Raw genomic sequence first — 25464 nt, 5'->3', positions numbered from 1 at the left:
TCCTTTGCGGTGAGCGTTGTCGTGACGCCTGTCCACCGTCTGGCCTTTACTTTTCATTCCTTCTCATCCCGGATGGAATCTCCCGCTGAATAGCTGTTCAGTGGTCTTTGTGACACGCATCGTTTGGTAACAGGGATTATAGCGGGTCGAATATGGATAAAATTAAGCGTCATCTGGTGTGGTGGGGGGCAGGCCTCCTGGTGGTGGCCGCCGCGATAGTATGGTGGATGCTACGTCCGGCGGGAGTACCGGAAGGATTTGCTGCCAGTAATGGCAGAATTGAAGCTACCGAAGTAGATATAGCCACTAAGATTGCCGGGCGTATTGACACGATCCTCGTGTCGGAAGGGCAGTTCGTTCGCCAGGGCGAGGTGCTGGCGAAAATGGATACCCGCGTGCTACACGAGCAGCGGCTGGAAGCGGTCGCGCAAATCAAAGAGGCAGAAAGTGCCGTTGCGGCGGCGCGCGCGTTGCTGGAACAGCGGCAAAGTGAAATGCGCGCCGCGCAGTCGGTAGTAAAGCAGCGCGAGGCGGAACTGCAGTCGGTCTCTAAACGTCATATTCGTTCCCGTTCGCTGTCACAACGTGGAGCGGTATCTGAGCAACAACTGGATGACGATCGTGCCGCTGCCGAAAGCGCGCGGGCTGCGCTGGAATCATCAAAGGCACAGGTCTCTGCGGCGAAAGCGGCTATTGAAGCAGCCCGCACCAGCATTATTCAGGCGCAAACTCGTGTTGAAGCTGCGCAGGCAACCGAACGACGGATTGCGGCAGATATCGATGATAGCGAGCTTAAGGCTCCGCGCGATGGTCGCGTGCAGTACCGCGTAGCTGAACCGGGTGAAGTGCTTTCAGCCGGTGGGCGGGTGCTGAATATGGTCGATCTCAGCGATGTTTACATGACGTTTTTCCTGCCTACTGAACAGGCTGGTCTGCTAAAAATTGGTGGTGAAGCGCGTCTGGTACTGGATGCCGCGCCCGATCTGCGTATTCCGGCAACCATCAGCTTTGTTGCCAGCGTGGCGCAATTTACGCCAAAAACGGTCGAAACCAGCGATGAACGGCTGAAACTCATGTTTCGTGTAAAAGCCCGCATCCCACCGGAGCTGTTACAGCAGCATCTGGAATACGTCAAAACCGGGCTGCCGGGCATGGCCTGGGTACGTCTTGATGAAAGTCGTGCCTGGCCGGATGATCTGGTGGTGAGGTTACCGCAATGACGCAACTGGCGCTGGTTCCCGTTCCTCCCGTGGCGCACCTTGACGGCGTGAGTCAGCATTACGGGGCAACGGTAGCGCTGAACAATATCACGCTGGATATCCCCGCCCGCTGCATGGTGGGGTTGATTGGCCCGGACGGTGTGGGTAAGTCGAGCTTACTGTCCCTCATCTCCGGCGCTCGGGTTATTGAGCGCGGCAACGTGATGGTGCTGGGCGGCGACATGCGTGACCCGAAGCACCGCCGCGATGTCTGCCCGCGCATAGCCTGGATGCCTCAGGGGTTGGGGAAAAACTTGTACCACACGCTGTCGGTGTATGAGAACGTCGATTTTTTCGCACGCCTGTTTGGCCATGATAAAGCAGAGCGCGAGGCGCGAATAACAGAGCTGCTGGATAGCACAGGTCTGGCGCCGTTTCGCGATCGTCCTGCCGGGAAACTCTCGGGTGGGATGAAACAAAAGCTGGGGTTGTGCTGTGCGTTGATCCATGACCCGGAATTATTAATCCTTGATGAACCTACCACCGGGGTGGATCCGCTCTCCCGCGCCCAGTTTTGGGAGTTGATTAACAGCATTCGCCAGCGTCAGACCAACATGAGCGTGCTGGTCGCGACTGCCTATATGGAAGAGGCCGAGCGTTTTGACTGGCTGGTAGCGATGAACGCGGGTGAGGTATTAGCCACAGGTAGTGCACAGCACCTGCGCGAAAAAACCAACAGCGACACGCTGGAGCAGGCGTTTATCGCACTGTTACCTGAAGCCCAGCGTCAGGCGCACAAACCGGTCGTGATCCCGCCTTATCACGCAGAACAAGAAGAGATAGCCATCGAAGCGCGGGATCTGACCATGCGCTTCGGTAATTTTGTTGCCGTTGATCACGTTAATTTTCGCATACCACGCGGAGAGATCTTTGGTTTTCTCGGCTCGAACGGCTGCGGTAAATCCACCACTATGAAGATGCTCACCGGGCTGCTACCAGCCAGTGAGGGTGAGGCGTGGTTGTTCGGACAAGCGGTTGATCCGAAGAATATCGACACTCGTCGTCGGGTGGGCTATATGTCGCAGGCTTTTTCGCTCTACAGCGAACTGACCGTGCGGCAAAACCTGGAACTACACGCACGTCTCTTTCACATTCCGGAAGCGGAGATCCCTGAGCGCGTAAAAGAGATGAGTGAGCGCTTTACGCTGGCCGATGTCGAAGATGTACTGCCTGGCGCGTTACCACTGGGGATACGTCAGCGCCTGTCGCTGGCAGTGGCGGTGATTCATCGCCCGGAAATGTTAATTCTTGATGAGCCTACCTCCGGCGTTGACCCGGTGGCCAGGGATATGTTCTGGCAACTGATGGTTGATTTGTCTCGTCAGGATAAAGTAACCATTTTTATTTCCACCCACTTTATGAATGAGGCGGAGCGCTGCGACCGTATGTCGCTGATGCACGCCGGAAAAGTGCTCGCCAGTGGTACGCCTCGGGAACTGGTGAAGCAGCGTGGTGCAGCCAGTCTGGAGGAGGCATTTATCTCCTGGTTACAGGAAGCAGCAGGGCCGGCCCCTGAAACTCAGTTACCGCCAGCAGATGCTCCGGTTGAGCATGAGAGTAGCTTGCCGCCACGTCAGGGATTTAGCCTGCGGCGTCTGTTCAGTTACAGCCGCCGTGAAGCACTCGAACTACGGCGCGATCCGGTCCGCTCAACACTGGCATTGATGGGTACGGTGATCCTGATGTTGATTATGGGCTACGGCATTAGCATGGATGTGGAAAACCTGCGTTTTGCGGTGCTCGATCGTGACCAAACCGTCAGTAGCCAGGCGTGGTCGCTGAATCTGTCTGGTTCCCGCTATTTTATCGAGCAACCGCCGCTTACCAGTTATGACGAACTGGACAAACGGATGCGCTCGGGTGAGGTGGCGGTAGCAATAGAAATTCCACCTAATTTTGGTCGTGACATTGCACGCGGCACGCCGGTGCAGCTTGGTGTCTGGGTGGATGGCGCGATGCCCAGCCGTGCCGAAACGGTGAGGGGTTACGTACAGGCGATGCACCAGGCCTGGCTACAAGACGTGATGGCGCGTCAACCAAACGCCAGCGGGCAGAACGGACTGATGACCATTGAAACACGCTATCGCTATAACCCGGATGTGAAGAGCCTGCCTGCGATTGTTCCTGCCGTGATCCCATTACTGTTGATGATGATCCCTTCGATGCTTAGCGCCCTGAGCGTGGTGCGCGAGAAAGAGCTGGGGTCGATTATCAACCTGTATGTCACGCCCACTACCCGCAGTGAGTTTTTACTCGGTAAACAACTGCCTTACATCGTACTGGGGATGCTGAACTTTCTGCTGTTGTGTGCGCTATCGGTATTTGTTTTTGGCGTGCCACATAAGGGGAGTTTTTTGACGCTGACGCTTGCTGCGTTGCTGTATGTCACTATCGCTACCGGTCTGGGATTGCTGATCTCCACGTTTATGAAAAGCCAGATTGCGGCCATCTTCGGTACGGCGATTATTACGCTGATCCCGGCAACGCAGTTTTCCGGGATGATCGATCCGGTGGCGTCGCTGGAAGGACCGGGGCGCTGGATCGGTGAAATTTACCCGACCAGCCACTTTCTGACCATTGCGCGCGGCACGTTTTCGAAAGCGCTGGATTTGATGGATCTCTGGCAGTTGTTTATTCCGCTGGTGATCGCTATTCCGGTGGTGATTGGCCTGAGCGTGTTGCTGCTGAAAAAACAGGAGGGGTGATGCGCCGATTACGCAATATTTATAACCTCGGAGTCAAAGAGTTGCGCAGCCTGCTGGGTGATAAGGCGATGCTGGCACTGATTGTCTTCGCCTTCACCATTTCGGTTTATTCTTCTGCAACGGTTCTGCCGGGTTCTCTGCATCTTGCGCCGATTGCTATTGCCGATATGGACCAGTCACAACTGTCGAACCGTATCGTGAACAGTTTTTATCGCCCATGGTTTTTACCGCCGGAGATGATCACCGCGGATGAAATGGATGCTGGCCTTGATGCCGGACGTTATACCTTTGCGGTGAATATTCCCCCCAACTTTCAGCGTGATGTGCTGGCAGGGCGGCAACCAGAGTTACAGGTTAATGTGGATGCCACGCGTATGAGCCAGGCATTTACTGGCAACAGCTATATCCAGAATATTATCAGTGGTGAGGTGAACAGCTTTGTTGCTCGCTATCGTGATAACAGTATGACGCCGGTCGGGCTGGAGATCCGTATGCGCTTCAACCCGAATCTGGAACCCGCGCGTTTCGGGGCGGTAATGGCAATCATCAACAATATCACCATGCTGGCGATTGTACTCACCGGGTCGGCGCTGATCCGCGAGCGCGAACACGGGACCATTGAGCACCTGTTGGTGATGCCGGTGACGCCGTTTGAGATAATGATGGCAAAAATCTGGTCGATGGGGCTGGTGGTGTTGGTGGTTTCTGGCCTGTCGTTGATGCTGATGGTGAAAGGCGTTCTCGGCGTGCCGATTGAAGGCTCCATACCATTGTTTATGCTCGGCGTGGCGCTGAGCCTGTTTGCCACAACGTCCATTGGCATTTTTATGGGCACGCTGGCGCGTTCAATGCCACAACTGGGGTTGCTGATGATTCTGGTGCTGCTGCCATTACAGATGCTCTCTGGAGGTTCTACGCCGCGCGAAAGCATGCCGCAGGCGGTGCAGGATATCATGCTGACCATGCCGACCACCCACTTTGTCAGTCTCGCACAGGCGATACTCTATCGTGGCGCAGGGTTCAGCATCGTCTGGCCGCAGTTCCTGACGTTACTGGCGATCGGCTGCGCGTTCTTCCTGATAGCACTGCTGCGTTTCAGAAAGACGATTGGCACAATGGCGTAGTGCCGGAAAACAGAACCGACGTAGGCCGGGCAAGCTAAGCGCCCCCGGCAACGTAACGGGCAATTACTCTTCTTTTGGCAAACACTGCAAATGGCCATGGCGTACGCCGCGCTGGGAAATGACGTCGTCAGCAAAATGCTGGACATCGCCCATGTCGCCTTTCAGAACGGCGATTTCAAGGCAGTCGTCATGGTTGATGTGAACATGTAGCGTGGCGACTGACAAATCATGGTGATGATGTTGGGTTGAAACAATGCGGCTGGCTAAGTCGCGTTTCTCATGTTCGTAAACATAGGACAGCACGGCGAAACCCTGAGTGCCGTGCTCCTGGGTGGTCTCTTGTGCCAGCGCACCGCGCAGAATGTCACGGATCGCTTCGGAGCGGTTGTTGTAGCCACGGCGCTGGCTCAGGCTATCCAGCGTTTCCAGTAAATCGTCATCGAGAGTAATGGTGACTCGTTGCATCTGCAGTTAACCTTTCATATGGTGCGTCGGCGCACAGGGAATGCGGGAGTTACAGCCTCTGAACGGCGTCGGCTGTCAGGGTAAATGGTGTCGGAGTACACACTGCCAGGCTCAGCGTATCGAGCTGACACTGGCTAACAGAGAGCGAGGATGTCAGCGTGGTGCTGTCGACGCTGACAATTTGCCAGGCGCTACCACCTCGCTGTTTAATGATGGCTTCTTTACGCGTCCAGATACGCCAGAAAGCCGCCAGCTGTTGGTCTGGATGTTCTGCTTCTATTTCGGCATGTTCTCTCAGGCTGAACACCGTATTTGCCAGCGTCTGCCAGTTGTCGCGTGGGCGTACGACTTCAATATCGCAGCCCACTTCCCCTTCGTCGCTGAGCAGCAGAGCGATGTCATCGCCGCTGTGGCTAAGGTTGAACCATAGCGGCGTGTCGGCTGTAAAAGCCGGTTTTCCTTGCTCGCCGTAGATGATGTCAGGCAATGGCGAAAGGGTATGGGAAAGCAGCACGCGGCCCGCCAGCCAGCGTTCACGGCGAGCACCCTGCGGTGCCTGCTCGAAGAGCGCGGGAGGCAATGTGCCAGCGCTTAAAGTAGAAACTTTCCCGAGAACGATCCGGTACATATCAGGGCCAACGTTTGATGATAATGGAAGTGTTGATGCCGCCAAACGCAAAGTTATTGCTCTGCAGGAACTCACAATCAATCTTGCGGGCTTCACCCATAATGTAATCCAGCGCGCCGCAATTGGCATCTGGCTGGCTCAAATTTAGCGTAGGTGCAAACCAGCCTTCACGCATCATTTGCAGACTCATCCAGGCTTCCAGTGCGCCACAGGCGCCAAGGGTATGCCCAAAATAACTTTTAAGCGAGGAGAGCGGTACATTATCACCATAAACTGCGGCGGTTGCCTGGCTTTCTGCAATATCACCACGATCGGTTGCGGTACCATGTGCAGAAATATAACCGATATCCCGGGCACCAATACCGGCCATCTTCAGCGATTTTTCCATGCAAATCTGCATCGTTTCGCGTTGTGGTTGGGTAATATGCGCAGCATCGCAGTTGGTAGCAAAACCGACGATTTCGCCGTAAATAGTGGCCCCGCGCGCTTTAGCGTGTTCCAGTTCTTCCAGCACCAGCGTGCCCGCGCCCTCACCAATCACCAGACCATCGCGTTTTTCATCAAACGGGGAGGGGGTGGTTTTCGGTGCATCGTTGCGCTGGCTGGTGGCGAATAGTGTATCAAACACCGCGGCTTCAGAAGGACACAGTTCTTCTGCGCCGCCTGCGACCATCACCGTTTGATAACCGTGTCGAATAGCTTCCCATGCGTAACCAATCGCCTGACTACCAGAGGTGCAGGCGCTGGAGGTTGGGATTACCCGCCCGCGCAGGCCGAAAAACAGACCGGTGTTAACGGCAGTGGTGTGCGGCATCATCTGCACGTAAGTTGTGCCGGTGATGTTATTGGTGTGCTTCTCGGTCAGCATGGTGGCGAACTCGCTCACCGGGCCGGTACTTCCGGTGGAGGAACCGTACGCGATTCCAGTTTCACCGTTGGTCAGTATCTGATCGCCAATCAGCCCTGCTTGTTCAAGTGCCAGTTCGGATGCGCGCGTGGACATCAGCGACACGCGTCCCATGGCGCGAATACGCTTGCGGGTATAGTGTTCCGGCAGGGTGAAATCGTCGATCGGCGCGCCAAGCAGCGTGTGCAGTCCGTCATAAACCTGCCACTCCGGCATTTTGCGTACCGCATTTTCATACGCCAGTAACCTGGCGGAGACATCCTGCCATTTTTCCCCAAAGGCGGTGACGCCGCCCATGCCTGTAATCACGACACGACGTGTCATAACATCCCTCCATTGATGGAAATCACCTGACGAGTCACATAACCCGCCACATCCGACATTAAATAGCTGGCAAGTCCGGCCACTTCTTCGGCCTGACCTATCCGTTTCATTGGGATCATCGACATGGCCTCTTTCAGCGCGGCTTCCTCCATCTCGATCATTCCGGTATCAATGAGTCCCGGTGCGATGCAATTTACGGTGATTTTGCGTTTTGCCAGCTCAATGGCCAGCGCTTTGGTTGCACCGATAATCCCTGCTTTTGCTGCACTGTAATTGACCTGGCCGCGATTGCCCATTATGCCGGAAACCGAGGACAGCGTGATGATACGTCCGCCCTGGCGTGCGCTAATCATCGGCATAATGCATGGATGAATGACGTTATAGAAACTGTCGAGGTTGGTGTGGATCACCGCATCCCAGTCATTATCGTTGAGCGCAGGGAAAGCGGCATCGCGGGTGACCCCGGCGTTGCTGATGATGCCGTACCATGCGCCATGTGCGTCAATATCCTGCTCCAGTACTTCACGGCACTGTTCGCGATTAGCAACATCAAACGTCAGCAGACGCCCTGCGCCACCAGCGGTGAGGATAGAATCTAGCGTTTCTTGCGCACCTTGCGCATCACGATGATAGTGAACGCCGACCACAAAACCGTCCGCCGCCAACTGTAGGGCGATGGCGCGACCGATACCTTTGCTGGCACCCGTAACTAAAACTGAACGACTCATGTGGACGCTCCTTGTTGAAATAGCGTGTTAATTTCTTCAGATGTCGGCTGGAAGGTGTTGACGCGACCGGTTGCCAGCGTCTCTTCGCCCGCCTGAATGGCGCATTCGAAGCTGCCGAAACGTGCGTCCTGCATCAGCAATTTGACATTGATACTTAGCATCCTGCCTGCAGGCAGAACCCCCGCAGCACAGACTAACTCGCGCGCGCCAAGCACCATGCCTAAAGCAATACTCTCCTGACCTTGTTGCTGACGGTGCCAGCCAGACCAGACGCCGATGGTCTGCGCCATTAATTCCAGGGCGAACCAGCCGGGCAGGTTGCCGTCTGGATCGAGAAAGGGGGCCAGCACGCTGTTTGCTGATATTGTCACGTGGCAGATGGCGGTCTCGTCCGTCACGCTTGCGACCTCTTCGAGTAGCAGCATCGGCGCATCGTGCGGTAAATAGTCGCCAGGCGATAAATAGTGGCTCATGAGATTCTCCCGAGCAGGATACTGGCATTGTTCCCGCCGAAGGCAAACGAATTAGACAAGATTACCGGGCGAGCCAGCGGCTGCGGCTGCTCAATGATGCCGCAGGGCGGCAGCGTTTCATCGCGTGGCGACTGGCTAAAATCCTGCGGCGGCAGCGGCAGGTCGCGTTGTAAAATCAACATACTGATGGCTGCTTCGGTAATCCCGGCCGCGCCCAGCGTGTGCCCGGTCAGGTGTTTAGTCGAACTGCACGGGACATTTTCGCCAAAAATCGCGTTCACGACTTTGGACTCAATCTGATCGTTTAACGGTGTAGCGGTACCGTGCAGATTGATATAGCCTACCTGATCCGGCGTAATCCCCGCGTCGTTAAGCGCCTGGCCTATGGCGCGAATAGCACCTTCCCCCTGTGGATGGGGAGCTGAAATATGGTAAGCGTCGCTGGATTCACCGACGCCCAGTAGCGCAATGGGCTGTGGTTCACGGGTCAATAGCATCAACGCGGCACCTTCGCCGATGGTGATCCCGCTACGGTCGCGGCCAAACGGCTGACACCGCGTCAGGGAGAGGGATTCCAGACTGTGGAAGCCGTTGATTGGCATCCGACTGAGCGTATCAGCACCGCCAACAATCGCGATGTCCGCCAGACCGGATTCAATCAGGCGACGTCCGCTCATAATAGCGCGCGCGCTGGATGAACAGGCAGTTGAGAGGGTAAAGGCCGGACCATCCAGCGCCAGCCAGTGGCTGAGAAAGCGCGAGGGATCGCCCAACTCCTGCTGCGGATAGTGCCATTCGGTGCTCACTTTGCCATTGAGCGTGAGATCAACGTGAACGTCACCTTCATCCAGCCCGGAGGTACTGGTGCCGAGCACGATAGCAATCCGATCGCGGCCATACCGGGCGATGGCGTCATCCACCTGTGGCTGGATTTGCGCCAGTGCCGCCAGCAGCAGCTGATTATTGCGTGAACGATGGGCGCGAAAATTGTCGGGAATGGTCGGAAGTTCACCGTCAATGCCTGCTAATACGGCGCACAGATGCCCTTGTAGCCAGTCTGTGCGGGCGCGCATTCCGGGTGCAATGCCACGTGTGAGGTTAGCTGCAATTTCATCGGCGTCGTTGCCCAATGCGTTAATCATGCCAACGGCAGAAATGTAGATCATCTCAGTCACCCAGATATTGAATGGTGATGTGGTATTTAAAAACGTGCTGCTCGATACTGATCGGCTCGCGTTTTCCTTTCCGATTCAGATACGTGATTTCCGTAACCAGTTTGCCGTTGGCGTTGCGCAGTTCGCGTGTGTCACCCATATCAATGAGCGTCCAGCCTTTCGGCAATTGTGGCTGCCAGGCGCTAATTGGCCAATGGCTGAGCATCACGTCAGCCAGCACCTGGCTGGCGGGCGGCAGTTGCGGCACGATGATTGATTGTTCGGTATGTAAGCCTTTTTCATCGTAAGTCACAAGAAACAGACGAATGCCGACCGACGACAGCCCGGCAAGCGTTATTTTCCTGTCGTCGGCGTTAAGCATTACCAACAGTGACTGGGTTTTGCCGTTAAAACTGCCGGTCAGCAACTGTTGTGAATTAACCTGGGGGGAAATCCCCGGGGCAGGCAGCGTCACGCGTGTGCCCGGCTCCAGCCACGCTTGCGGACGGCCTTCCTGTTCCGGCTGTGAGTGGCTGCATCCGGTGAGAATTAACGTAGCGACCAGTGCGGCGGCGCGCCAGAATGTCTGTTTGATCATTTTCTTTTTTTCTCTTTTTTACCAGGCATCGCCAGTGGTGAAAGCAGGAATGCGGTGAAAATACCGCTCACCAGTACAATGCCAAAACTGCTGATGGCTTGAGTGGCGCTGAATACCAGCATGCCGAGCGTCAGGAGCGTGGTCATCATCGCCAGAGTGATAGCCAGCAGCGATGTCAGCGGTGTGCTGCGTGGATTACTGAAAAACAGCGTGTAGTTAATGCCGATTCCCAATACCAGCACCAGGGCCAGCAGTGAGAACAGGTTGAGCGCATGACCACTCAGGGCCAGTACCGCCAGACCACAACCTAAAGACAGCACTGAGGGTACCAGGCTGATAAAACCCTTACGCCAGCCAAGTCGGATGACAGCCCCGCAAGCGATTACCGCCAGCGCAATGCATAGCAGGCCGGTCAGGATATGGCGATACAGGGCGAAAAGCGTGTCGAAGCTGCTCTTACGGTCCACCCACGCGACGCCGGGATATTTCGCGCTGAGTGTGTTTAATGCCGTACTTTGTTTAACGCCTTCAACGGGAACCAGTACGCTGCTCTCGCCATCAGCCAGTGTCAGCCACAGTAACCGCCAGCCTTCGCTGGCTGAACTGGCAAGCCAGGCTTCGACTGTTACCGGCATGGCGGTAAGGTCGGGATTTACCGTTGCCAGTCCGGCGTGATTCAGGGCTTTCGTTACGGCGGGCGCAGCGTCTTTAAGCAGAGTGAGATCCTGTTGCTGTCGGGCGAGCGAATTTAGCGGAATAGTGCGATATCCGCCGAGTAATCCCTCTTTTTTCGCCTGTTCCAGCGCCGGAATAAAGGTTTCCAGCCGCTCCAGCGTTTGTTGTGCAGATTTGCCGTACACCACAAACCACTTCTGATCGACGCTTTGCCCGGTCAGGGCAGTAATCGCTTTTTCCTGAGCCAGAATATCCTGCGGCAGCGCCTGTAGCTGGGAGATATCATCGTCCACGCGCAGCGTCGCCATGCCTGCCAGCGAGAACAGCGCCAGCGCTACTGGCAGGCCAACGGCAAGTTTTTTATTGCGTCGCCAGGCGGCAAGCCAACGTAACATCAGCACCATCGCCGGAACCGGACGCACCGGCAGACTGCGGCACAGCCATGGGTGCCAGAAAATCACCGTCAGGCAGGAGGCGCTCAGACCCACCGCCGCGAATACCGCCATTTGACGGATTCCGGGGAAGGGGGCCAGCATCATGATCAGGTATGCTGCGACGGTGGTGAGTAAGGCCAGCAGCAGTGCGTTACGCACTTTGGCGAGACTTTGCCATGGCGATGTTTCCGCACCGTGTACCATCCGCTCGGTCAGATAGTAGAGCGTATAGTCAGCGGAAATACCGATGATGCTCATGCTCATAACCAGCGTCATCAGGTGGAGTTCACCGAAAATCAGCAGCGTGACGACAGTACCCGCCAGCGCGCCAACACCAATCGAAATCAGGCATAGCAGCAGCGGGCGCAGCGAGCGAAACACCGCCACAATCAGCAGTATCACCCCGATCACGGTAGCTATACCGAGGGTAGAGATGTCTTGTTTCGCCTGCTGGCTGGCGTAATCGCTATAGAACAGCGTCCCGCGCGACAACAGTTGTGCCTGGGGATATTGTGCTTTGAGTTCATTTTCCAGCGTAGTAAGCGTGGTGACCAGGTGGTGTGTCTGTTGCATATCAAACGATGAACCGGTCAGTTCGCCGTGCAGCAGATACCAGTAGTTGCCTTGTTCATCCTGAGTGACCAGCCAGCCATCCATCAGGCGCAAGCGCTGGCCGTTTTTGGCCATCGCCAGCTGCGAGCCGCGCATCAGCATCAGTGGATCGTTTTGCAGCTCTTTACCACTGACGCCGGAAAAGGCTGAGTAAAGTTGGGAGAGGATCCACTGGGCCTGCGCTTCACCGCCGTTTTGCAGTCTGGCGCGGGTGTCGTTATCTATCAGGCCGTTGCGATTTTGCCAGAAGAATGCACCCCATGCCTGCTGGCTGTCGGCATCCATCGGGCCTTTCACCTGTGCCAGCGCGTGTGATTTTTGCAGCAACGTCAGCCAGCCGCGGGCCACCGCCGGGTCTGGCCGTTTACCGGGACTCACCAGCCAGACCAGTTGCCGGTCGAGGCGCTGCATGAAACCTTCGTTCAGGCTCGGTGGTATGGTCCCCAACGTCTGTTTTGGCAACATTGCCAGCACGCTGCTGTTGAGACGCGCCTGAGGTAGCAGCGTCAGCAAAACGCCCAGCAGTATCAGGCAGGCGATTCCCCATAACAGCGCGGGACGTTTACTGGGTTGCAAAGCGTTGGCGTTCGTCATCGGTCAGTTGCGCTGGCGTCAGTTGGTGTTGAGAAAGCGCGATATCGGTGCGATCGCCCTGTTTATCGTTGAGCTGAATACTCTCCAGATAGGTTTTTCCGGCTAAATCAATAGTCGCAAAAATCTTATCCAGCGGTGTGGTAATAGGCGTCAGGCGTAGTGTCCAGCGGCCTTCACCTAAATCTGCAAACTCTACACGGAAGTTCTGCTCCAGCACTTTACGATCCGCCTGGAATAACGCACGCAGCAGATGGTTGAACTGGAACATTTGCGGGTTGTTATCGGCGGTGATGGTTTGTGGTGGCTGACCGTTAATCACCTGAACCATCCGTTTGTCATCCAGCAGCAACTGCATCGGGAACGGAGCGGTTTGATCCCACAGTAAGCCCTGGTCGCGTGCGATCAGCATCCGGCCCTGAGATCGCAACGGCTGCGGCAGATCCTTTATCGTCCGGGTTTGATCGAAGCGGGCACGGACTACCGGCTGTTCGGTAAAACGCTGTTGCAGGGAGTCAAGCGTCAGGGCGCTGACGAATGGGCTGATGAGTAGCGCCAGCAGTGGCCATAATTTCATGGTGTGACCCCCATGCGTTCAAACAGAATATCCGGGCTGACGAAGCATAGCTCGCGACTTTTTTCGTCCACCGCGACCTGAATGGTGTAGCCCGTGGTGGCGCGTTTCCCTGTTTCAGCATCGAAAATTTCGTAGCCGATACGCAGACGATTTTCGAATTCCTTAATCTGAGCACGTACACGGATACGCTGTTCGAAGGTCAGGGCGTTACGGTATTTCACCCGTGTATCGACCACCGGCCACAGATAGCCAGATTCTTTCATCTGCCGATAGCCGTAATCGAACTGGTTCAGCAGTGCCTCACGGGCAATCTCGAAATAGCGGAAGTAGTTGCCATGCCACGCGACGCCCATCATATCGACGTCATGGAACGGAATAGTCAGCTCGACTTCAGCCGTAAATCGGGGATCGTTAAGCACCCTTTACTCCTTGTCTTTGGTATCCGGCAGTTGCCAGAAATCGAAAAAGTTAAACCAGTCAAGCGGCGACTGAAGCGCATAGTGCTCCAGGCGTTCGGCGTAGCGATCGATAGCATTCTGTAACGCGTGTTGCCGGCTGGCGCGCGGTAAGAGCAACGGGTCGGCAAACGGCTCGCAGTGAATGCGTAGTTTATTCTGCTGGCGCAGGGCAAAAATCAGATCGACCGGGCAGCGTAAAATAGACGCAAGGATAAACGGCCCCTGCGGGAAGGGAGCAGCTTGTCCCATAAAGCGGCTCCAGCAGACGCGCCATTCGCCGCCACGTTGGGTATTTACCGCGATGCGATCGCCGACGATGGCGATCCATTCTCCGCGCTCCAGTTTCTCTTTGAGCAGAATGGCGGTATCCGGGCCGATATCGTTCACCGGAAGCAGGTTTAGTCCGGCCTGTGGGGCCATCTCTTCCATGATTTGCCTGAAACGCTGGGCGTTCTCGCTGAATACCAGTGCATTGATGGTTTTGCTGCCCTGTAGTTGGGCCAGAGCCCTACAGGCTTCGACATCGCCCAGATGTGAAGCCAGCAGTAGTTTTCCCCGCGGATCGCTGACGTTTAACGCCTCTTCTGCGCCTGGCGCGAAAACCACATCGCGACCAAAGTGCAGTTCACCGCGCCAACTGGCAATTTTATCCAACATTGCGTCGCCAAAACGCAGGAAATGTTGATAGCTGGTCAGGTTTGACGGCACTGCCATCTGACGTGCGGTCAGTTGTGCCCGTACGCGGCTAATCCAGCTCTGAGATGCTTTACGAGCGGCCGAAGCCGTGAGCCAGTAAACGCCGACTACCGGATATAGCATCAGGGAAAATACCTTGCGTCCCAGAAAACGCCAGACCAGCACCATCAGACGCATTCCCCACAGCCCTTTGACCTCTTGCTGATGTGCCCAGTGTGTGGATGAGCGGCGAAGAAGCAGGGAAGGGATGCGCGGCAACATGCCAAAGAACAGGCGTGTATGCATCCGTGAAATGCGCAGGTTGTCTTTGAGCGCGTCGAAATGGGACAGTCCATCCAGTGGGTAGGTAACCCTGGTTGGAATAAAATAGCTGGTGTTGCCTTGCCAGTAGAGGCGTACCATCACTTCGGTGTCAAAATCCATTCGCTTGCCAAGCGTCACGCGCTGCGCCAGTTGAAGCGTTGGCGCAACCGGATACACCCGGAAACCGCACATGCTGTCTTTTAACTGCAGTGAAAGCGTTTCTATCCACACCCAGACGTGGGTTACCCAGCGTCCGTACAGGCGCGAGCGGGGAATTGAGCCATCGTAAATCGGTTGTCCGGAAATCAGCGCCGTCGGATGTTCTTTCGCCAGCGCAAGCAGTCTGGGAATATCTTCAATGTCATGCTGTCCGTCGGCATCCACTTGCACCGCATGGCTGAACCCTGCGTCTGCCGCGGCCTGCATTCCCCGGAGCACCGCAGCACCTTTGCCCGCGTTTACAGGCAGGCGGATTAATGTCAGATTGCTATTTTCAGCTGCCAGGCGAGCCAGTTCATCCCGTGTGGCGTCATCACTGCCATCGTCGACCACAATGCAGGGGAGGTCAAACGGCTGTAGACGTGCCAGTACGCGCGACATCATCGCGCCATGGTTGTAGCAAGGGATCAGCACGCAAGGGGAAAAGGTTAGTGACATAACCGAATCTTCCCGCTGCTGGCGGTATGACGCGCTTCGCCGTCGTGACGCTGGTAGCTGAAAGAGAGCATCTGACGCTCTTCCTGCCAGCTCAGACTCAGGGTTACGGTTGTTCCCGGCAGGAGCGGTGACTGGAATTTCACGTTCTGAATACTGTGAAAACGCCAGCCGGGGATCAGCAGCGTGGTGGCGTAATGCATCACCCAATCCAGCTGTGCAACGCCAGGCAGCAGTGGCTGCACAGCAAAATGCCCGCTGAACCAGAACAAAGAAGGGTCGAGATGTAAAACGATCTCAGCCTGTTGAGGCTGTGCCTGGTGGCGCTCGATTTCATGGGGTTTCATGAAATAACTCCTGTAATTGCGCATAGACACGCTTGTTCATACTGTTGACCGGGATTTCGTCAATCACGCGCCAGTAGCGAGGAACGGCGACCGGCTCCAGCCACGGCAGCAGCGAGCGCCTCCAGCTCAGCTCTTGCGGTTTCCCCCCGCATTCATGCCAGCGTTGACGCGCCTCGTTATCCAGCACTAACAGGACGCCAACTCCCTGACGCCCTCCGCGTGAGACGGGCAATGCCGCGACTTCGCGGATACCGTCCAGAGCCAGTAAGCGTTGCTCCACTTCGCTGAGTGAAATACGCTTCTCTTCAATTTTGACCACGCGACCCCGTCTACCCATCAGACGGAACTGCCCGCTTTCTGTAAAATGCAGAATATCGTCGAGCAACAGGCCATCATCAGCGGCGATAAGTGGAGAAAACACGCGAAATGCCTCGTTTTCTGGCTGGAATATGACCCCCGGGAAGGGCTGCCATGCCACATCATCCCGCTGGCGATAACGCCAGGCGAGGATGCCGGTTTCGGTGCTGCCGTAGATCTCATCGGGCCATACGTTCAGCCAGTCAGCGGCCTGCGTGACGTCCTGCCAGGGCAGCATGCCGCCTGCGGACAGAATCATCTCGACCGGCGGCGGGGTAAGCTGATGGTCGAGGCGTTTCAGAAACGCCGGGCTGCTGATAAACACATAGCGATGTTCATGGCTTAGCGCCGCCAACTGCTCGGCGTACCACAGCATTGCAGCATGTAACGGTAAACCTAAGGCCATTGGCAAGAAGATACGAAACGTCAGACCATACAGATGCTGTGGCACCACTGACGCGACCACCCGACAACCTGCCAGGCGATCGGCAAAACGCGTCGCGAGCAGCGCGGCTTCGTTATCCAGACGATTGATTGGCTTGATGACCCGTTTCGGTTGGCCGGTGGAGCCGGAGGTGAAGAGTTCCACGAAGGCGTCGCTGGGTATTGCCGGGAAAGTAATATCGTAGGTAGCGGGTTTCATGGCAGAACTGACAACCAGCAGTGCACCTTGCCAGTCCAGCGCTTTATCGCTCAGTACGCCATCAAACAGCGCATGCTGCTCGTTTAATAATGAAACACGGCAATGACCAGGGATCACCGGTATTTTGCCTGCGTGGAGCGTTGCCAGCAGTGCGACGATAAATAAATAACTGTTCTCGAAGCACAATGCCCAGCGTTCACCTTCCTGCTGCTGCAGATGTGTTATCAACCGGGCCACATCATGGCGCAGATGACCAAGTGTCCAGGTGTGCTCTTCCTGCCACGCCACAGGCACTCCGTCCGGACGTGGGGCACTGAGCCATTGAGCAAGAGTGAGGGGCTGCTTCATTGGGTATCTCGTTTTATCATCTGTTGGCGAACTAACCACTCACCCGCCATGAGTGTTCCCATCAGCAGATAGGAGATCATACCGTTCCAGGTCGTCCACAGTGACATATCGCCATACAGTGCGGTAAAAAGCGCAACGCTGCCGTTAAGGATGAAAAAGGCGCACCAGATTTGCGTCACACGGCGAGTGTAGCGCACGCCCGCTTCGGGAAGGTTTGGGTCACGCAGTCGCGCCAGCCGTTCGACAATTGGCATGGCTGACCAGAGTGAGCCACCAAATACCGCCAGCATGACGCCATTTACCACCACCGGATAAAACAGCAACAGTTGGTGCGTTTTGAGCAGATAGCTGGCAATGCACAGTGTGATGCCAGCGACCGCCACTACCTGTGTCACGACGCGCAACGGCCCCGCCTGTCGCCGGGTCTGGCGAAAGCGCAAAAACAGGAGTAGCGCCATCAACGGCAGCAGCCAGTGCAGGCTGTTATGCGCCAGGCCAAACCAGATTAAAAATGGCCAGGCCAACAGCAGTAAACCTGTTAGCAGTTGTACGACTGGCAGCGAGCGAGTGCCCGACACGGTGAGTTACGCTTCTTTAAGAAGGCGTTCTACCGCATCGACGACATCTTGTACGGTGCGTACTGCTTTGAACTCTTCCGGCTTGATTTTCTTACCGGTTTTCTTTTGCAGATGCACGATCATGTCGACGGCATCAATGCTGTCGAGCTCCAGATCTTCGTACAGGCGTGCCTCAGGCTTGATATCCTGTGGGTCGACTTCGAATAGCTTAACCAGCAGCGAGGAGACTTCTTCGTAAATGGCTTTTTGTTCGGTCATAACGGACTATCCTCAGGCACGTTGCGCGTGAATGAAAGATGCCAGCGTGGCGACGGAGAAGAAGTGCTGGCGCATCTCTTCACTCTCAGCAGAGAGCACCACGCCATACTCGTTTTTCACCGCCAGACCCAGCTCCAGAGCATCGATCGAGTCCAGCCCTAAGCCATCACCAAAGAGTGCCGCTTCGGTTTCAATATCGTCAGCTGTCAGTTCGTCGAGATTCAGTGTCGTTATAATGAGATTTTTGATTTCAAGATAAAGCGCTTGCATCATTAATTCCTGAAAGAGGTAAATTACCTGGTTGTAATTGAAGCAAAAGATGCCGGTTTAACTGCCTTGCAGCCAGCGCCGGTTCTTGTGAATTTGCATCGTAAAATTGATCGATTTTAACTCGTTCGTGTACTGAAATAGTAAATACTGGTTTTACCGATGGGACGTCATACCATTTGCTTTCTTTATCCAGCATTTGTTCGCTGCAGTTAATGGTCACTATGCGTAAATCGCTGCTGCAGCGCACAGCGATATTTGCTGCACCGCGCTGTAGCGTCATTTCCTCTCCGGGGCGTGTGCGAGTACCCTCGGGGAAAATTAAAATTGTATCGCCTTGTTCCAGCCGTTGCTGGCAGGCAGGCAATAGCGCATCGGCCTGACTATTAATCAGGTAATCTGCCGCCCGGACTACGCCGCCGAGGAACGGATTCTTCAGGAGCGCGCTTTTCACCAGGCAGTCCGTTTCCGGCATAACCGAGGCCAGTAACACATAGTCGATTAGCGTCGGATGATTGGCGACCACCAGACACCCTCGCTCTTTGCGCAAGATATCTCGTCCTTCAATGCGGTAATCCAGTACGCCAAGTCGTTTCGCCACGGTTAAAAAGAGACGAAAACTGGCGGCAATGCTGCGTCTGGCGATGCGCCGACGTCTGGTATTATTCCATATCGCAACTAACAATAAGTTAAACCAGATAGTAGAAAGCAGTAGTCCCCCGAGACCAAACAAGGCAAAGCAAAATCCGGTCATTACCAGCCGCCATCCCCAATTAAGGCGCAGAAGTATCCTGTTCATCCCTGACTCCACTGCCACTGCACGCGTTCACCCGGCAGGGTAAACGTATCGATATCCTGTAGATAGTGCTGTAAAAACAACAAGCTTTGCGGCAACGAGGTCTCACTATGGGCGCTATGCGGACGGGTTTTGCATTGCCAGGTATCACCTGATTCAATTACCAGCGCGACGGCAAATGGCCATGTCGGCATTTCAGGAGGCAGTTGTGGGTGATAAAACTCAGGCAGAAAACCGTCGAAATCGACCATTAACACGCGCTGATATCCCGCCTGCAACAGGCTCATGACTTCGCATAATCCTTGCTGGAATGTATCCCTGCCTGCAGAGAGCGAGGAGGAGACGATCGGTTTTTTCGCAGCGATAGTCAGGTTACCCACGGCGGAGTTATGCACAGAAAGGGCAAAATCGGTCGGTGAGAGTGCCTGCTCTGTCGCCAGGGCGTGCAGGATCCGGTAGTTACGCTCCAGTTCACCGTGGCGGCTGGTATAGAGGATGGCATCGATCTTATGGCGGCGTAGCATCGCCAGCCCGCAATCGACGGCCAGCTTGCTGCCGGAACTGAGGCGGCGAGCCGTCATCATCGGTAACTCGCTGAGTTTAGCCAGTGGTGCGGCTGGATCGATAGCGTGCGAAAGCCGTGACCATTCATGCCACTGTGTCCTTTCGCTTAACCCTGGCGCCTTGGCCTGCCAGTCGATAATGTTTAATGCAAATTTCATCAACGCGCGTCCGCGATAAATCGGTAGTTCCGATTGTTTATTATTTTTTCTTCTGACATATCAATAAAGTATGTCCAACACCTAAGTTGTCGTGGCGTTCATCTACCTGAAATCCTGCCTGATTCAGATAGTGATAAAACTTCTCTACGCTGTAGAAACGGCTGTTGCCATTCGCCATACAGGTAAAATAAAGCGAAGACGCATTCAGGCTAAATGAGGCCGCTTCAAATTTTTGGGCATCCCAAAACAGTTCCATAATGCACAACTTTGCGCCGGGTTTCATCACGCGGGCAATATTGCTAAGCATGGTGATAATTTGTTCCGGAGAAAAACAATCCAGGAATTGGCTCATCCACCAGATATCCGCCTCGGCGGGTAAAGGCGAATCGCTAAGCATATCCACAGGATGGAAATTTATGCGATGAGATAATCCTGCATTTTCGATATTTTCACGTGCAAGTGCAATTTGTTGCGGTAAATCTAATAGGGTTACTGCAATATTGTCATCATGTTGACAACAACGTAATGCCCATTTCCCGGTATTTCCGCCAATATCGTACAGGGTTGCAGGGGCGCTGGCGAATACATATGGCAGTGCGGCGTCAAATGCCCCATCTGAATAGTAATGATCGAAAGCAAACCAACTTTCACGCGCAGCCGGCGGTAATTGCGACAGAGCGGGATAGATTGTTGGCCAGTCACCAAAGATTTTTAATCCAGCGGGTTTTCCTTCTTTCAGCGCATTCTCCAGATAGAACAAACCCTGATAGCAAACATCCTGGGTGAAATCCATATTCACACGCGTCATCGTGTCATGTAAAAGAAAATGACCGACTTTAGCGAGGTAATAATGCCCCTCTTTATAGGTAATGATTCGCCCGCTTAACCCCATATCCAGCAGTATGCTGGCGGCATATTCGTTGATGGTACTGTTTTCAGTAATTTCGTCGAGTGTCGCGCCGCGTTTACCTTGCTTGTCCAGCCAGGCGAGTACTCCCGCATTTCGCAGGCACAACGCGGTTTGAAAAAGCATAGGGGCAAATGCGATTCGTTGTGCTTCAGTAATGGCATCCAGTGCGCTAAGCGAATCCTGTTCGTACATGTGGGAACAACCTGTTAAATGGCAGATAGTTAGAGTATCGGGCCTTATCGGCCCGACTTTAGGCATAATTACAGATTGGCACCGGTTGACAAATTGATCTGGATGTCTTTATCCAGATTGCGCACCCAGCGGTTATAGTTTTTGTGAATTTTCCCGCCTGAAGCCTGCAGATTGAGGCTGCTGTCATATTTGATGTCGTAGCTGGTGGCGGTATAGGTAATACGGACTTCAGCCACATGATCGCGGGTTTGCTGACGTGCTTTGATGACGCCAGGGCTAACCTCAGACATGATCCACTGGCGTTGAACGCCTGCTTTCAGAATAGCGGTTTTTACCTGATCCTGAGTGTGCCCTGCGCTAACGCTGGAGTGTACTTGATCAATCGGCGCGGTACGCGCACAACCTGCCAGCGCACCGACAACAGCAATTGCCGCAAACCATTTAATATACTGTTTCATTAAAACTCCCTATCAAAGTACTGTTTATACGTGTTAAATAATAAGCTGCGAAATAATGATCACCCGCATCACCTTGTGATTTTATTTAAGCTAAATTTGTGATCTATTTCACAAGACTGATAGCAAGGTGATGGAATTACCTGAGTATAATATTCTATGTTTTTCTGCAACGGAAAGTCTACGTCGCTATTGTCGGTGGTAAGTATAGGTTGTCAAGCAAACGATATCAATGGAAATAACCTTTAAATATAGAGGGTTGGTTTGGGTTAAATGATTTTTGAAATTTATTGTTTTATATATTCAATTCATGAATTTAATGTGTTTCCTTAAATAAGATAATGAACTTATTTTCATTATCTTATTTATGGCAAATCGGCATATATATCTACGCTTATACCAGTTTAATGGTCGTGTAAGAACTACCCCGGTTGGTAGTTTTTCAGGGAAGCCGGCTTTTGGGTCTGCCTGGTCCAAGTAAAATAGCCAGTTTGCTGCCGCCTGTGGTGGTTTCCATCCAAATTTTGCACACGCTGGTTAATGGTACGGAGAGCAGCATTCCTACCGGGCCGAGTAGCCATCCCCATACCAGCAAGGAGAGAAATACGATCAGCGTCGACAATCCTAAGCGATGTCCCATCATGCGTGGCTCAAGGATGTTACCAATCACCATATGTACCGCCAGAAAAAGTGCGCCAACGAGCACGCATTCGTAGATGCCATTGAACAACAGTGCCTGGATCATCGGTGGTACGGCGGAAATGACGGAACCAATATTGGGTACGTAATTTAACAGGAATGCCAGTACGCCCCACATCAGAGCAAACTGAATACCCATTAGCGCCAGCCCCAGCCAGATGATAGCTCCTGTCCATAGGCTGAGTAGCGTTTTTAGCGCCAGATAGTGAGAGACGCCCTTTAATGCCCGATGAAGACCAGCAATATGGATTTGCGGATTATTCAGCGCAAAACGCATTTTGTAGGGGACATGGCGTACTTCAAACAGCATAAATACCACCGTCATTACCAGCAGGACGACGCTTGCCATCGCACCGGAAACTCCGGTCATCAGCGTGGTTGTAAAGGTCATCAGCTTGTCAGAATCAATGCGTTGTAGCATGCGCTCTGGCGACATATGCAGATTAAGAAAGGGCATCATATCCTGCAGATACAGTACCTTGCGTGTTAGCTCCTTGTTGTACTTTGGCAGCATGCCGATAAACTCATTGACTGAGGAAGCAAGAACACCCACCAGCGCGGTGAGAACGATCAACATCACCATCACTACCAGCGTAATGGCGATCGGTCGACGTACTCCCCGGCGAATAAACCAGGTGACCAGTGGATTCAATACAATGGCAAAAAAGAGGGCCAGCAGTAGTTGCACAATAATATCTGCGGCGGCATGTATGCCTGCGAGGATAACAACCAGAGCGGCAAGTTTGAGCAGAATGTGCAAACCCGTTTTATCGGGCTGAGAGGTTGTCATGTATTCTTCCTTTTTACGTTTTGCATTAAGTGTAGCGGCTGGCTTGCGACAGATATTCCTAATCTGGCTGCTGATTTCTCTTCTGCATCATGGTAGATATGAAACACTGTTGTAAAAATGTGGTGACACTCCATGCCCGAACCCGTCGCTGAACCAACGTTTAGCGGATTACGTCTCAATCTGCGCATTGTCTCCGTGGTAATGTTTAACTTCGCCAGCTACCTGACTATCGGCTTGCCGCTCGCGGTTCTGCCGGGATATGTCCATGATGTTATGGGCTTTAGCGCCTTCTGGGCCGGACTGGTGATTAGCCTGCAGTATTTCGCCACGCTACTGAGTCGTCCCCATGCTGGTCGATATGCCGATCTGCTGGGGCCGAAGAAGATCGTAGTTTTCGGACTGTGTGGCTGCTTTTTAAGTGGGCTGGGCTATTTGCTGGCGGGTTCGACCAGCGGCTGGCCAATGGCGAGTTTGCTGCTGCTGTGTCTGGGACGCGTGATACTGGGAATTGGGCAAAGTTTTGCTGGCACGGGATCCACGTTGTGGGGCGTGGGAGTAGTGGGGTCAATACACATTGGCCGGGTGATTTCGTGGAATGGCATCGTCACCTACGGCGCGATGGCGATAGGCGCACCACTAGGCGTACTGTGCTATGCCTGGGGCGGATTACAAGGACTGGCATTAACCGTCATGGGGGTGGCGCTACTGGCGATACTGCTGGCACTCCCTCGCCCGGCAGTGAAGGCCAGCAAGGGCAAACCGCTGCCGTTTCGCGCGGTACTCGGACGCGTCTGGTTGTATGGCATGGCGCTGGCGCTGGCCTCCGCAGGATTTGGGGTGATCGCCACCTTTATTACGCTGTTTTATGACGCCAAAGGTTGGGACGGTGCTGCATTTGCGCTAACGCTGTTCAGTTGCACGTTTGTCGGTACTCGTTTGTTATTCCCAAATGGTATCAATCGGTTAGGTGGTTTGAATGTGGCGATGATCTGCTTCAGCGTAGAGATCGTTGGGCTGCTGCTGGTAGGGATGGCATCCATGCCGTGGATGGCGAAAATAGGCGTTTTGCTGGCAGGTGCGGGATTCTCGCTGGTCTTCCCCGCGTTGGGCGTAGTGGCGGTAAAAGCTGTACCGCAACAGAATCAGGGTGCTGCGCTGGCAACTTATACGGTGTTTATGGATTTATCGCTAGGGGTCACCGGGCCGCTGGCGGGGTTGGTGATGACATGGGCGGACGTGCCAGTTATCTATCTGGCGGCAGCCGGGCTGGTTGCGGTGGCGTTCCTGCTGACCTGGAGGCTAAAAAAACGGCCCCCGATTGCATCATCGGAGGCAGCATCATCATCTTAACGATTACTGGATAACCAGGGTGTTAATGATATTTTCTGCGGTAGTCTGCGCTTTCTGCTGATCGTCAGCAGGCAACGTGATTTGCAGAGTCAGCAGCTGGTTGTTGACTTTCCCCAGTACCACGGAAGAGTAAGCAGTCTGGCCTTTCGCGGAGATGATGCTGTCTAACTGCTGAAGAGTGTGACCTTTCAGTTCAATCGACTTGTTAGTGACCACCTGTAACTGCGGGTCACGGCTGCGCTGCTGATCTTCCAGACGTTTTGCCAGAACAGCCAGGTCTTCGCTGGTATCGTCGCCGACAATCACAATCACTGCTTTTTGGCCGGTAGCATCAGAGTACACGTGCATGTTGTTGGCCTGAGTACCTAGCTTGCCGCTCTGATCGGTCATGTCTGCTGGCAGGGAAAAACTGAGTTTGCCATCCAGCAGGCTAACCGGTTGTCCGGTAGCGCTACTTTCTGCGGCAGCACCCTCTGCTGGTGCTTTTGAATCGCTATTATCACAGGCCGCAAGCCCCATAACCAGCAGGCCAATACCGACATATTTAACCAGATTGCGCATTGACTTCTTCCTTTCGATAAACGGCCATAACGGCTCATTCGTCCATCTTATCACAACTCGGAAAATGAACCTTTAACTCGTCTGCAATGCCGATATTTCGGATTTATCTGCCAGCCTTTTCAGTAACATATTCAACAGCACGCCGTACATCGGCAGGAAGAAAATAATACTGATCAGCACCTTGAAGCAGTAATCAACAAGCGCGATTTCCATCCAGTGCTCTGCCATAAAGGCATCCGGGCTACGCCAAAAGGCGATAAAGAAGAAGGCCAGCGTATCGCTGATATTGCCAAACAACGTTGAAGCCGTGGGTGCCAGCCACCAGCGACGGTTCTGACGCAGACGGTTGAAGACATGCACGTCCAGAATTTGTCCCAGCGCGTAGGCCATAAAGCTGGCGGCGGCGATACGGGCAACAAACAGGTTAAAGTGCAGCAGCGCGCCGAATCCCTGCCAGGATCCCATATAAAACAGTGCTGAAATAACATATGAGATCAGCAGCGCGGGGACCATCACTGCAAAGATGATGCGTCGTGCCAGCGGTGCGCCAAAAATACGTACGGTCAGGTCGGTTGCGAGGAAAATAAACGGAAAGCTAAAAGCACCCCATGTGGTATGAAAACCAAAGATGGAGATCGGAAGCTGCACCAGATAGTTGCTGGAGGTGATCACCAGCAGATGAAATAGCGATAGCCAGAACAACGCTTTTACGCGCTGAGTTTGTGTAAACGGAGTCATATTGTGACCTTTTTGTTGGATGGGGTGAGGGAACCCAATAAAAAACCGTCGCATGATACTGCTTTAAGAGCACATTGCAATGGTTGTT

At 54.1% G+C, this 25464-nt stretch carries 27 protein-coding genes; 4 read left to right on the top strand and 23 right to left on the bottom strand.

Features of this window, described 5'->3' with window-relative positions:
* Positions 1-152 precede the first annotated feature (152 nt).
* The 3 genes from SK36_RS20535 to SK36_RS20525 are packed head-to-tail and all read left to right on the top strand — an operon-like array spanning position 153 to position 5088.
* Positions 153-1220, top strand: coding sequence for an HlyD family secretion protein (locus SK36_RS20535; RefSeq protein WP_048222983.1), 1068 nt, complete (start codon positions 153-155; stop codon positions 1218-1220).
* Positions 1217-3964, top strand: a complete 2748-nt coding sequence (gene rbbA / locus SK36_RS20530; protein ID WP_048222982.1) for a ribosome-associated ATPase/putative transporter RbbA — start codon at positions 1217-1219, stop codon at positions 3962-3964. The genes SK36_RS20535 and rbbA overlap by 4 nt, the downstream gene beginning before the upstream one ends.
* Complete coding sequence (locus tag SK36_RS20525) at positions 3964-5088, top strand: ABC transporter permease (protein WP_045448595.1); 1125 nt, start codon at positions 3964-3966, stop codon at positions 5086-5088. Before rbbA ends, SK36_RS20525 begins: the two co-directional genes overlap by 1 nt.
* Positions 5089-5151: 63 nt before the next feature.
* On the opposite strand, the gene nikR is transcribed toward SK36_RS20525, so the two are convergent.
* The 21 genes from nikR to SK36_RS20420 all read right to left on the bottom strand — a co-directional run bounded on the left by nikR (position 5152) and on the right by SK36_RS20420 (position 22727).
* On the bottom strand, positions 5152-5553 hold the full coding sequence (gene nikR / locus SK36_RS20520) for a nickel-responsive transcriptional regulator NikR (protein ID WP_005121550.1): 402 nt from the start codon (positions 5551-5553) through the stop codon (positions 5152-5154).
* A 49-nt stretch (positions 5554-5602) separates the two neighbouring features.
* A complete protein-coding gene (gene acpT, locus SK36_RS20515; RefSeq protein WP_048222979.1) occupies positions 5603-6181 on the bottom strand; it encodes a 4'-phosphopantetheinyl transferase AcpT in 579 nt (192 codons plus the stop codon).
* 1 nt (position 6182) lies between these two features.
* Positions 6183-7412, bottom strand: a complete 1230-nt coding sequence (locus tag SK36_RS20510; RefSeq protein WP_045448590.1) for a beta-ketoacyl-ACP synthase — start codon at positions 7410-7412, stop codon at positions 6183-6185.
* Positions 7409-8140, bottom strand: a complete 732-nt coding sequence (locus SK36_RS20505) for a 3-ketoacyl-ACP reductase FabG2 (protein WP_045448588.1) — start codon at positions 8138-8140, stop codon at positions 7409-7411. The genes SK36_RS20510 and SK36_RS20505 overlap by 4 nt, the downstream gene beginning before the upstream one ends.
* Positions 8137-8613 carry a hotdog family protein gene (locus SK36_RS20500; RefSeq protein ID WP_045448585.1) on the bottom strand — a complete coding sequence of 159 codons (477 nt, stop codon included), beginning with the start codon at positions 8611-8613 and terminating at the stop codon, positions 8137-8139. The genes SK36_RS20505 and SK36_RS20500 overlap by 4 nt, the downstream gene beginning before the upstream one ends.
* Positions 8610-9779 carry a beta-ketoacyl-[acyl-carrier-protein] synthase family protein gene (locus SK36_RS20495; RefSeq protein WP_048222976.1) on the bottom strand — a complete coding sequence of 390 codons (1170 nt, stop codon included), beginning with the start codon at positions 9777-9779 and terminating at the stop codon, positions 8610-8612. The genes SK36_RS20500 and SK36_RS20495 overlap by 4 nt, the downstream gene beginning before the upstream one ends.
* A gap of 1 nt (position 9780) precedes the next feature.
* Positions 9781-10365, bottom strand: a complete 585-nt coding sequence (locus SK36_RS20490) for a DUF3261 domain-containing protein (RefSeq protein ID WP_048222974.1) — start codon at positions 10363-10365, stop codon at positions 9781-9783.
* Complete coding sequence (locus tag SK36_RS20485) at positions 10362-12680, bottom strand: MMPL family transporter (RefSeq protein WP_045448575.1); 2319 nt, start codon at positions 12678-12680, stop codon at positions 10362-10364. Before SK36_RS20485 ends, SK36_RS20490 begins: the two co-directional genes overlap by 4 nt.
* A complete protein-coding gene (locus SK36_RS20480; protein ID WP_048222970.1) occupies positions 12649-13254 on the bottom strand; it encodes a LolA family protein in 606 nt (201 codons plus the stop codon). Before SK36_RS20480 ends, SK36_RS20485 begins: the two co-directional genes overlap by 32 nt.
* Positions 13251-13673: an acyl-CoA thioesterase gene (locus SK36_RS20475; RefSeq protein WP_045448568.1), complete on the bottom strand. Its 423-nt coding sequence runs from the start codon at positions 13671-13673 to the stop codon at positions 13251-13253. Before SK36_RS20475 ends, SK36_RS20480 begins: the two co-directional genes overlap by 4 nt.
* A 3-nt stretch (positions 13674-13676) precedes the next feature.
* A complete protein-coding gene (locus SK36_RS20470) occupies positions 13677-15368 on the bottom strand; it encodes a glycosyltransferase family 2 protein (RefSeq protein WP_048222967.1) in 1692 nt (563 codons plus the stop codon).
* Entirely contained in the window at positions 15359-15712 is a 354-nt protein-coding gene (locus SK36_RS20465; RefSeq protein ID WP_045448564.1) for an ApeI family dehydratase, read from the bottom strand. The genes SK36_RS20470 and SK36_RS20465 overlap by 10 nt, the downstream gene beginning before the upstream one ends.
* Positions 15699-17060 carry an AMP-binding protein gene (locus tag SK36_RS20460; protein WP_048222965.1) on the bottom strand — a complete coding sequence of 454 codons (1362 nt, stop codon included), beginning with the start codon at positions 17058-17060 and terminating at the stop codon, positions 15699-15701. Before SK36_RS20460 ends, SK36_RS20465 begins: the two co-directional genes overlap by 14 nt.
* On the bottom strand, positions 17057-17638 hold the full coding sequence (locus tag SK36_RS20455) for a COG4648 family protein (RefSeq protein ID WP_045448560.1): 582 nt from the start codon (positions 17636-17638) through the stop codon (positions 17057-17059). The genes SK36_RS20460 and SK36_RS20455 overlap by 4 nt, the downstream gene beginning before the upstream one ends.
* A 6-nt stretch (positions 17639-17644) precedes the next feature.
* Positions 17645-17896, bottom strand: coding sequence for an acyl carrier protein (locus SK36_RS20450; protein ID WP_005121566.1), 252 nt, complete (start codon positions 17894-17896; stop codon positions 17645-17647).
* A 12-nt stretch (positions 17897-17908) separates the two neighbouring features.
* The gene (locus SK36_RS20445) at positions 17909-18166 is read right to left on the bottom strand and encodes a phosphopantetheine-binding protein (RefSeq protein ID WP_016154854.1); all 258 of its coding nucleotides are present in this window, start codon (positions 18164-18166) and stop codon (positions 17909-17911) included.
* On the bottom strand, positions 18147-18962 hold the full coding sequence (locus SK36_RS20440; RefSeq protein WP_045448556.1) for a lysophospholipid acyltransferase family protein: 816 nt from the start codon (positions 18960-18962) through the stop codon (positions 18147-18149). The genes SK36_RS20445 and SK36_RS20440 overlap by 20 nt, the downstream gene beginning before the upstream one ends.
* The gene (locus tag SK36_RS20435; RefSeq protein WP_048222962.1) at positions 18959-19681 is read right to left on the bottom strand and encodes a beta-ketoacyl synthase chain length factor; all 723 of its coding nucleotides are present in this window, start codon (positions 19679-19681) and stop codon (positions 18959-18961) included. The genes SK36_RS20440 and SK36_RS20435 overlap by 4 nt, the downstream gene beginning before the upstream one ends.
* Before the next feature lie 40 nt (positions 19682-19721).
* A complete protein-coding gene (locus SK36_RS20430) occupies positions 19722-20783 on the bottom strand; it encodes a class I SAM-dependent methyltransferase (protein ID WP_045448552.1) in 1062 nt (353 codons plus the stop codon).
* A gap of 68 nt (positions 20784-20851) precedes the next feature.
* Positions 20852-21229: a hypothetical protein gene (locus SK36_RS20425; RefSeq protein ID WP_144243109.1), complete on the bottom strand. Its 378-nt coding sequence runs from the start codon at positions 21227-21229 to the stop codon at positions 20852-20854.
* A gap of 451 nt (positions 21230-21680) precedes the next feature.
* Entirely contained in the window at positions 21681-22727 is a 1047-nt protein-coding gene (locus tag SK36_RS20420) for an AI-2E family transporter (RefSeq protein WP_048222960.1), read from the bottom strand.
* Between the two features lie 132 nt (positions 22728-22859).
* Between SK36_RS20420 and SK36_RS20415 the strand changes: the two genes are divergently transcribed.
* Complete coding sequence (locus tag SK36_RS20415; protein ID WP_045448546.1) at positions 22860-24077, top strand: MFS transporter; 1218 nt, start codon at positions 22860-22862, stop codon at positions 24075-24077.
* Positions 24078-24080: 3 nt separating this feature from the next.
* On the opposite strand, the gene SK36_RS20410 is transcribed toward SK36_RS20415, so the two are convergent.
* Both SK36_RS20410 and SK36_RS20405 read right to left on the bottom strand, forming a co-directional pair.
* A complete protein-coding gene (locus SK36_RS20410; RefSeq protein ID WP_045448544.1) occupies positions 24081-24638 on the bottom strand; it encodes a DcrB family lipoprotein in 558 nt (185 codons plus the stop codon).
* A gap of 72 nt (positions 24639-24710) precedes the next feature.
* On the bottom strand, positions 24711-25376 hold the full coding sequence (locus tag SK36_RS20405) for a 7-cyano-7-deazaguanine/7-aminomethyl-7-deazaguanine transporter (RefSeq protein WP_045448542.1): 666 nt from the start codon (positions 25374-25376) through the stop codon (positions 24711-24713).
* Positions 25377-25464 lie beyond the last annotated feature (88 nt).

Source organism: Citrobacter sp. MGH106 (assembly GCF_001037495.1).
Lineage (GTDB): Bacteria > Pseudomonadota > Gammaproteobacteria > Enterobacterales > Enterobacteriaceae > Citrobacter > Citrobacter murliniae.
The sequence above is the reverse complement of the archived record's forward strand: the minus strand, read 5'-3'. Positions and strand labels throughout refer to the sequence as shown.

Bases quoted from the DNA above. Each gene is read 5' to 3' on its own strand.
- SK36_RS20445 (WP_016154854.1), bottom strand. From the start codon at position 18,166: ATGCAAGCGCTTTATCTTGAAATCAAAAATCTCATTATAACGACACTG.
- SK36_RS20460 (WP_048222965.1), bottom strand. From the start codon at position 17,060: ATGAAGCAGCCCCTCACTCTTGCTCAATGGCTCAGTGCCCCACGTCCG.
- SK36_RS20440 (WP_045448556.1), bottom strand. From the start codon at position 18,962: ATGAACAGGATACTTCTGCGCCTTAATTGGGGATGGCGGCTGGTAATG.
- SK36_RS20500 (WP_045448585.1), bottom strand. From the start codon at position 8,613: ATGAGCCACTATTTATCGCCTGGCGACTATTTACCGCACGATGCGCCG.
- SK36_RS20495 (WP_048222976.1), bottom strand. From the start codon at position 9,779: ATGATCTACATTTCTGCCGTTGGCATGATTAACGCATTGGGCAACGAC.
- SK36_RS20485 (WP_045448575.1), bottom strand. From the start codon at position 12,680: ATGACGAACGCCAACGCTTTGCAACCCAGTAAACGTCCCGCGCTGTTA.
- rbbA (WP_048222982.1), top strand. From the start codon at position 1,217: ATGACGCAACTGGCGCTGGTTCCCGTTCCTCCCGTGGCGCACCTTGAC.
- SK36_RS20525 (WP_045448595.1), top strand. From the start codon at position 3,964: ATGCGCCGATTACGCAATATTTATAACCTCGGAGTCAAAGAGTTGCGC.
- nikR (WP_005121550.1), bottom strand. From the start codon at position 5,553: ATGCAACGAGTCACCATTACTCTCGATGACGATTTACTGGAAACGCTG.
- SK36_RS20470 (WP_048222967.1), bottom strand. From the start codon at position 15,368: ATGTCACTAACCTTTTCCCCTTGCGTGCTGATCCCTTGCTACAACCAT.
- SK36_RS20535 (WP_048222983.1), top strand. From the start codon at position 153: ATGGATAAAATTAAGCGTCATCTGGTGTGGTGGGGGGCAGGCCTCCTG.
- SK36_RS20410 (WP_045448544.1), bottom strand. From the start codon at position 24,638: ATGCGCAATCTGGTTAAATATGTCGGTATTGGCCTGCTGGTTATGGGG.
- SK36_RS20415 (WP_045448546.1), top strand. From the start codon at position 22,860: ATGCCCGAACCCGTCGCTGAACCAACGTTTAGCGGATTACGTCTCAAT.
- acpT (WP_048222979.1), bottom strand. From the start codon at position 6,181: ATGTACCGGATCGTTCTCGGGAAAGTTTCTACTTTAAGCGCTGGCACA.
- SK36_RS20505 (WP_045448588.1), bottom strand. From the start codon at position 8,140: ATGAGTCGTTCAGTTTTAGTTACGGGTGCCAGCAAAGGTATCGGTCGC.
- SK36_RS20420 (WP_048222960.1), bottom strand. From the start codon at position 22,727: ATGACAACCTCTCAGCCCGATAAAACGGGTTTGCACATTCTGCTCAAA.
- SK36_RS20510 (WP_045448590.1), bottom strand. From the start codon at position 7,412: ATGACACGTCGTGTCGTGATTACAGGCATGGGCGGCGTCACCGCCTTT.
- SK36_RS20405 (WP_045448542.1), bottom strand. From the start codon at position 25,376: ATGACTCCGTTTACACAAACTCAGCGCGTAAAAGCGTTGTTCTGGCTA.
- SK36_RS20430 (WP_045448552.1), bottom strand. From the start codon at position 20,783: ATGTACGAACAGGATTCGCTTAGCGCACTGGATGCCATTACTGAAGCA.
- SK36_RS20490 (WP_048222974.1), bottom strand. From the start codon at position 10,365: ATGATCAAACAGACATTCTGGCGCGCCGCCGCACTGGTCGCTACGTTA.
- SK36_RS20480 (WP_048222970.1), bottom strand. From the start codon at position 13,254: ATGAAATTATGGCCACTGCTGGCGCTACTCATCAGCCCATTCGTCAGC.
- SK36_RS20450 (WP_005121566.1), bottom strand. From the start codon at position 17,896: ATGACCGAACAAAAAGCCATTTACGAAGAAGTCTCCTCGCTGCTGGTT.
- SK36_RS20435 (WP_048222962.1), bottom strand. From the start codon at position 19,681: ATGAAATTTGCATTAAACATTATCGACTGGCAGGCCAAGGCGCCAGGG.
- SK36_RS20465 (WP_045448564.1), bottom strand. From the start codon at position 15,712: ATGAAACCCCATGAAATCGAGCGCCACCAGGCACAGCCTCAACAGGCT.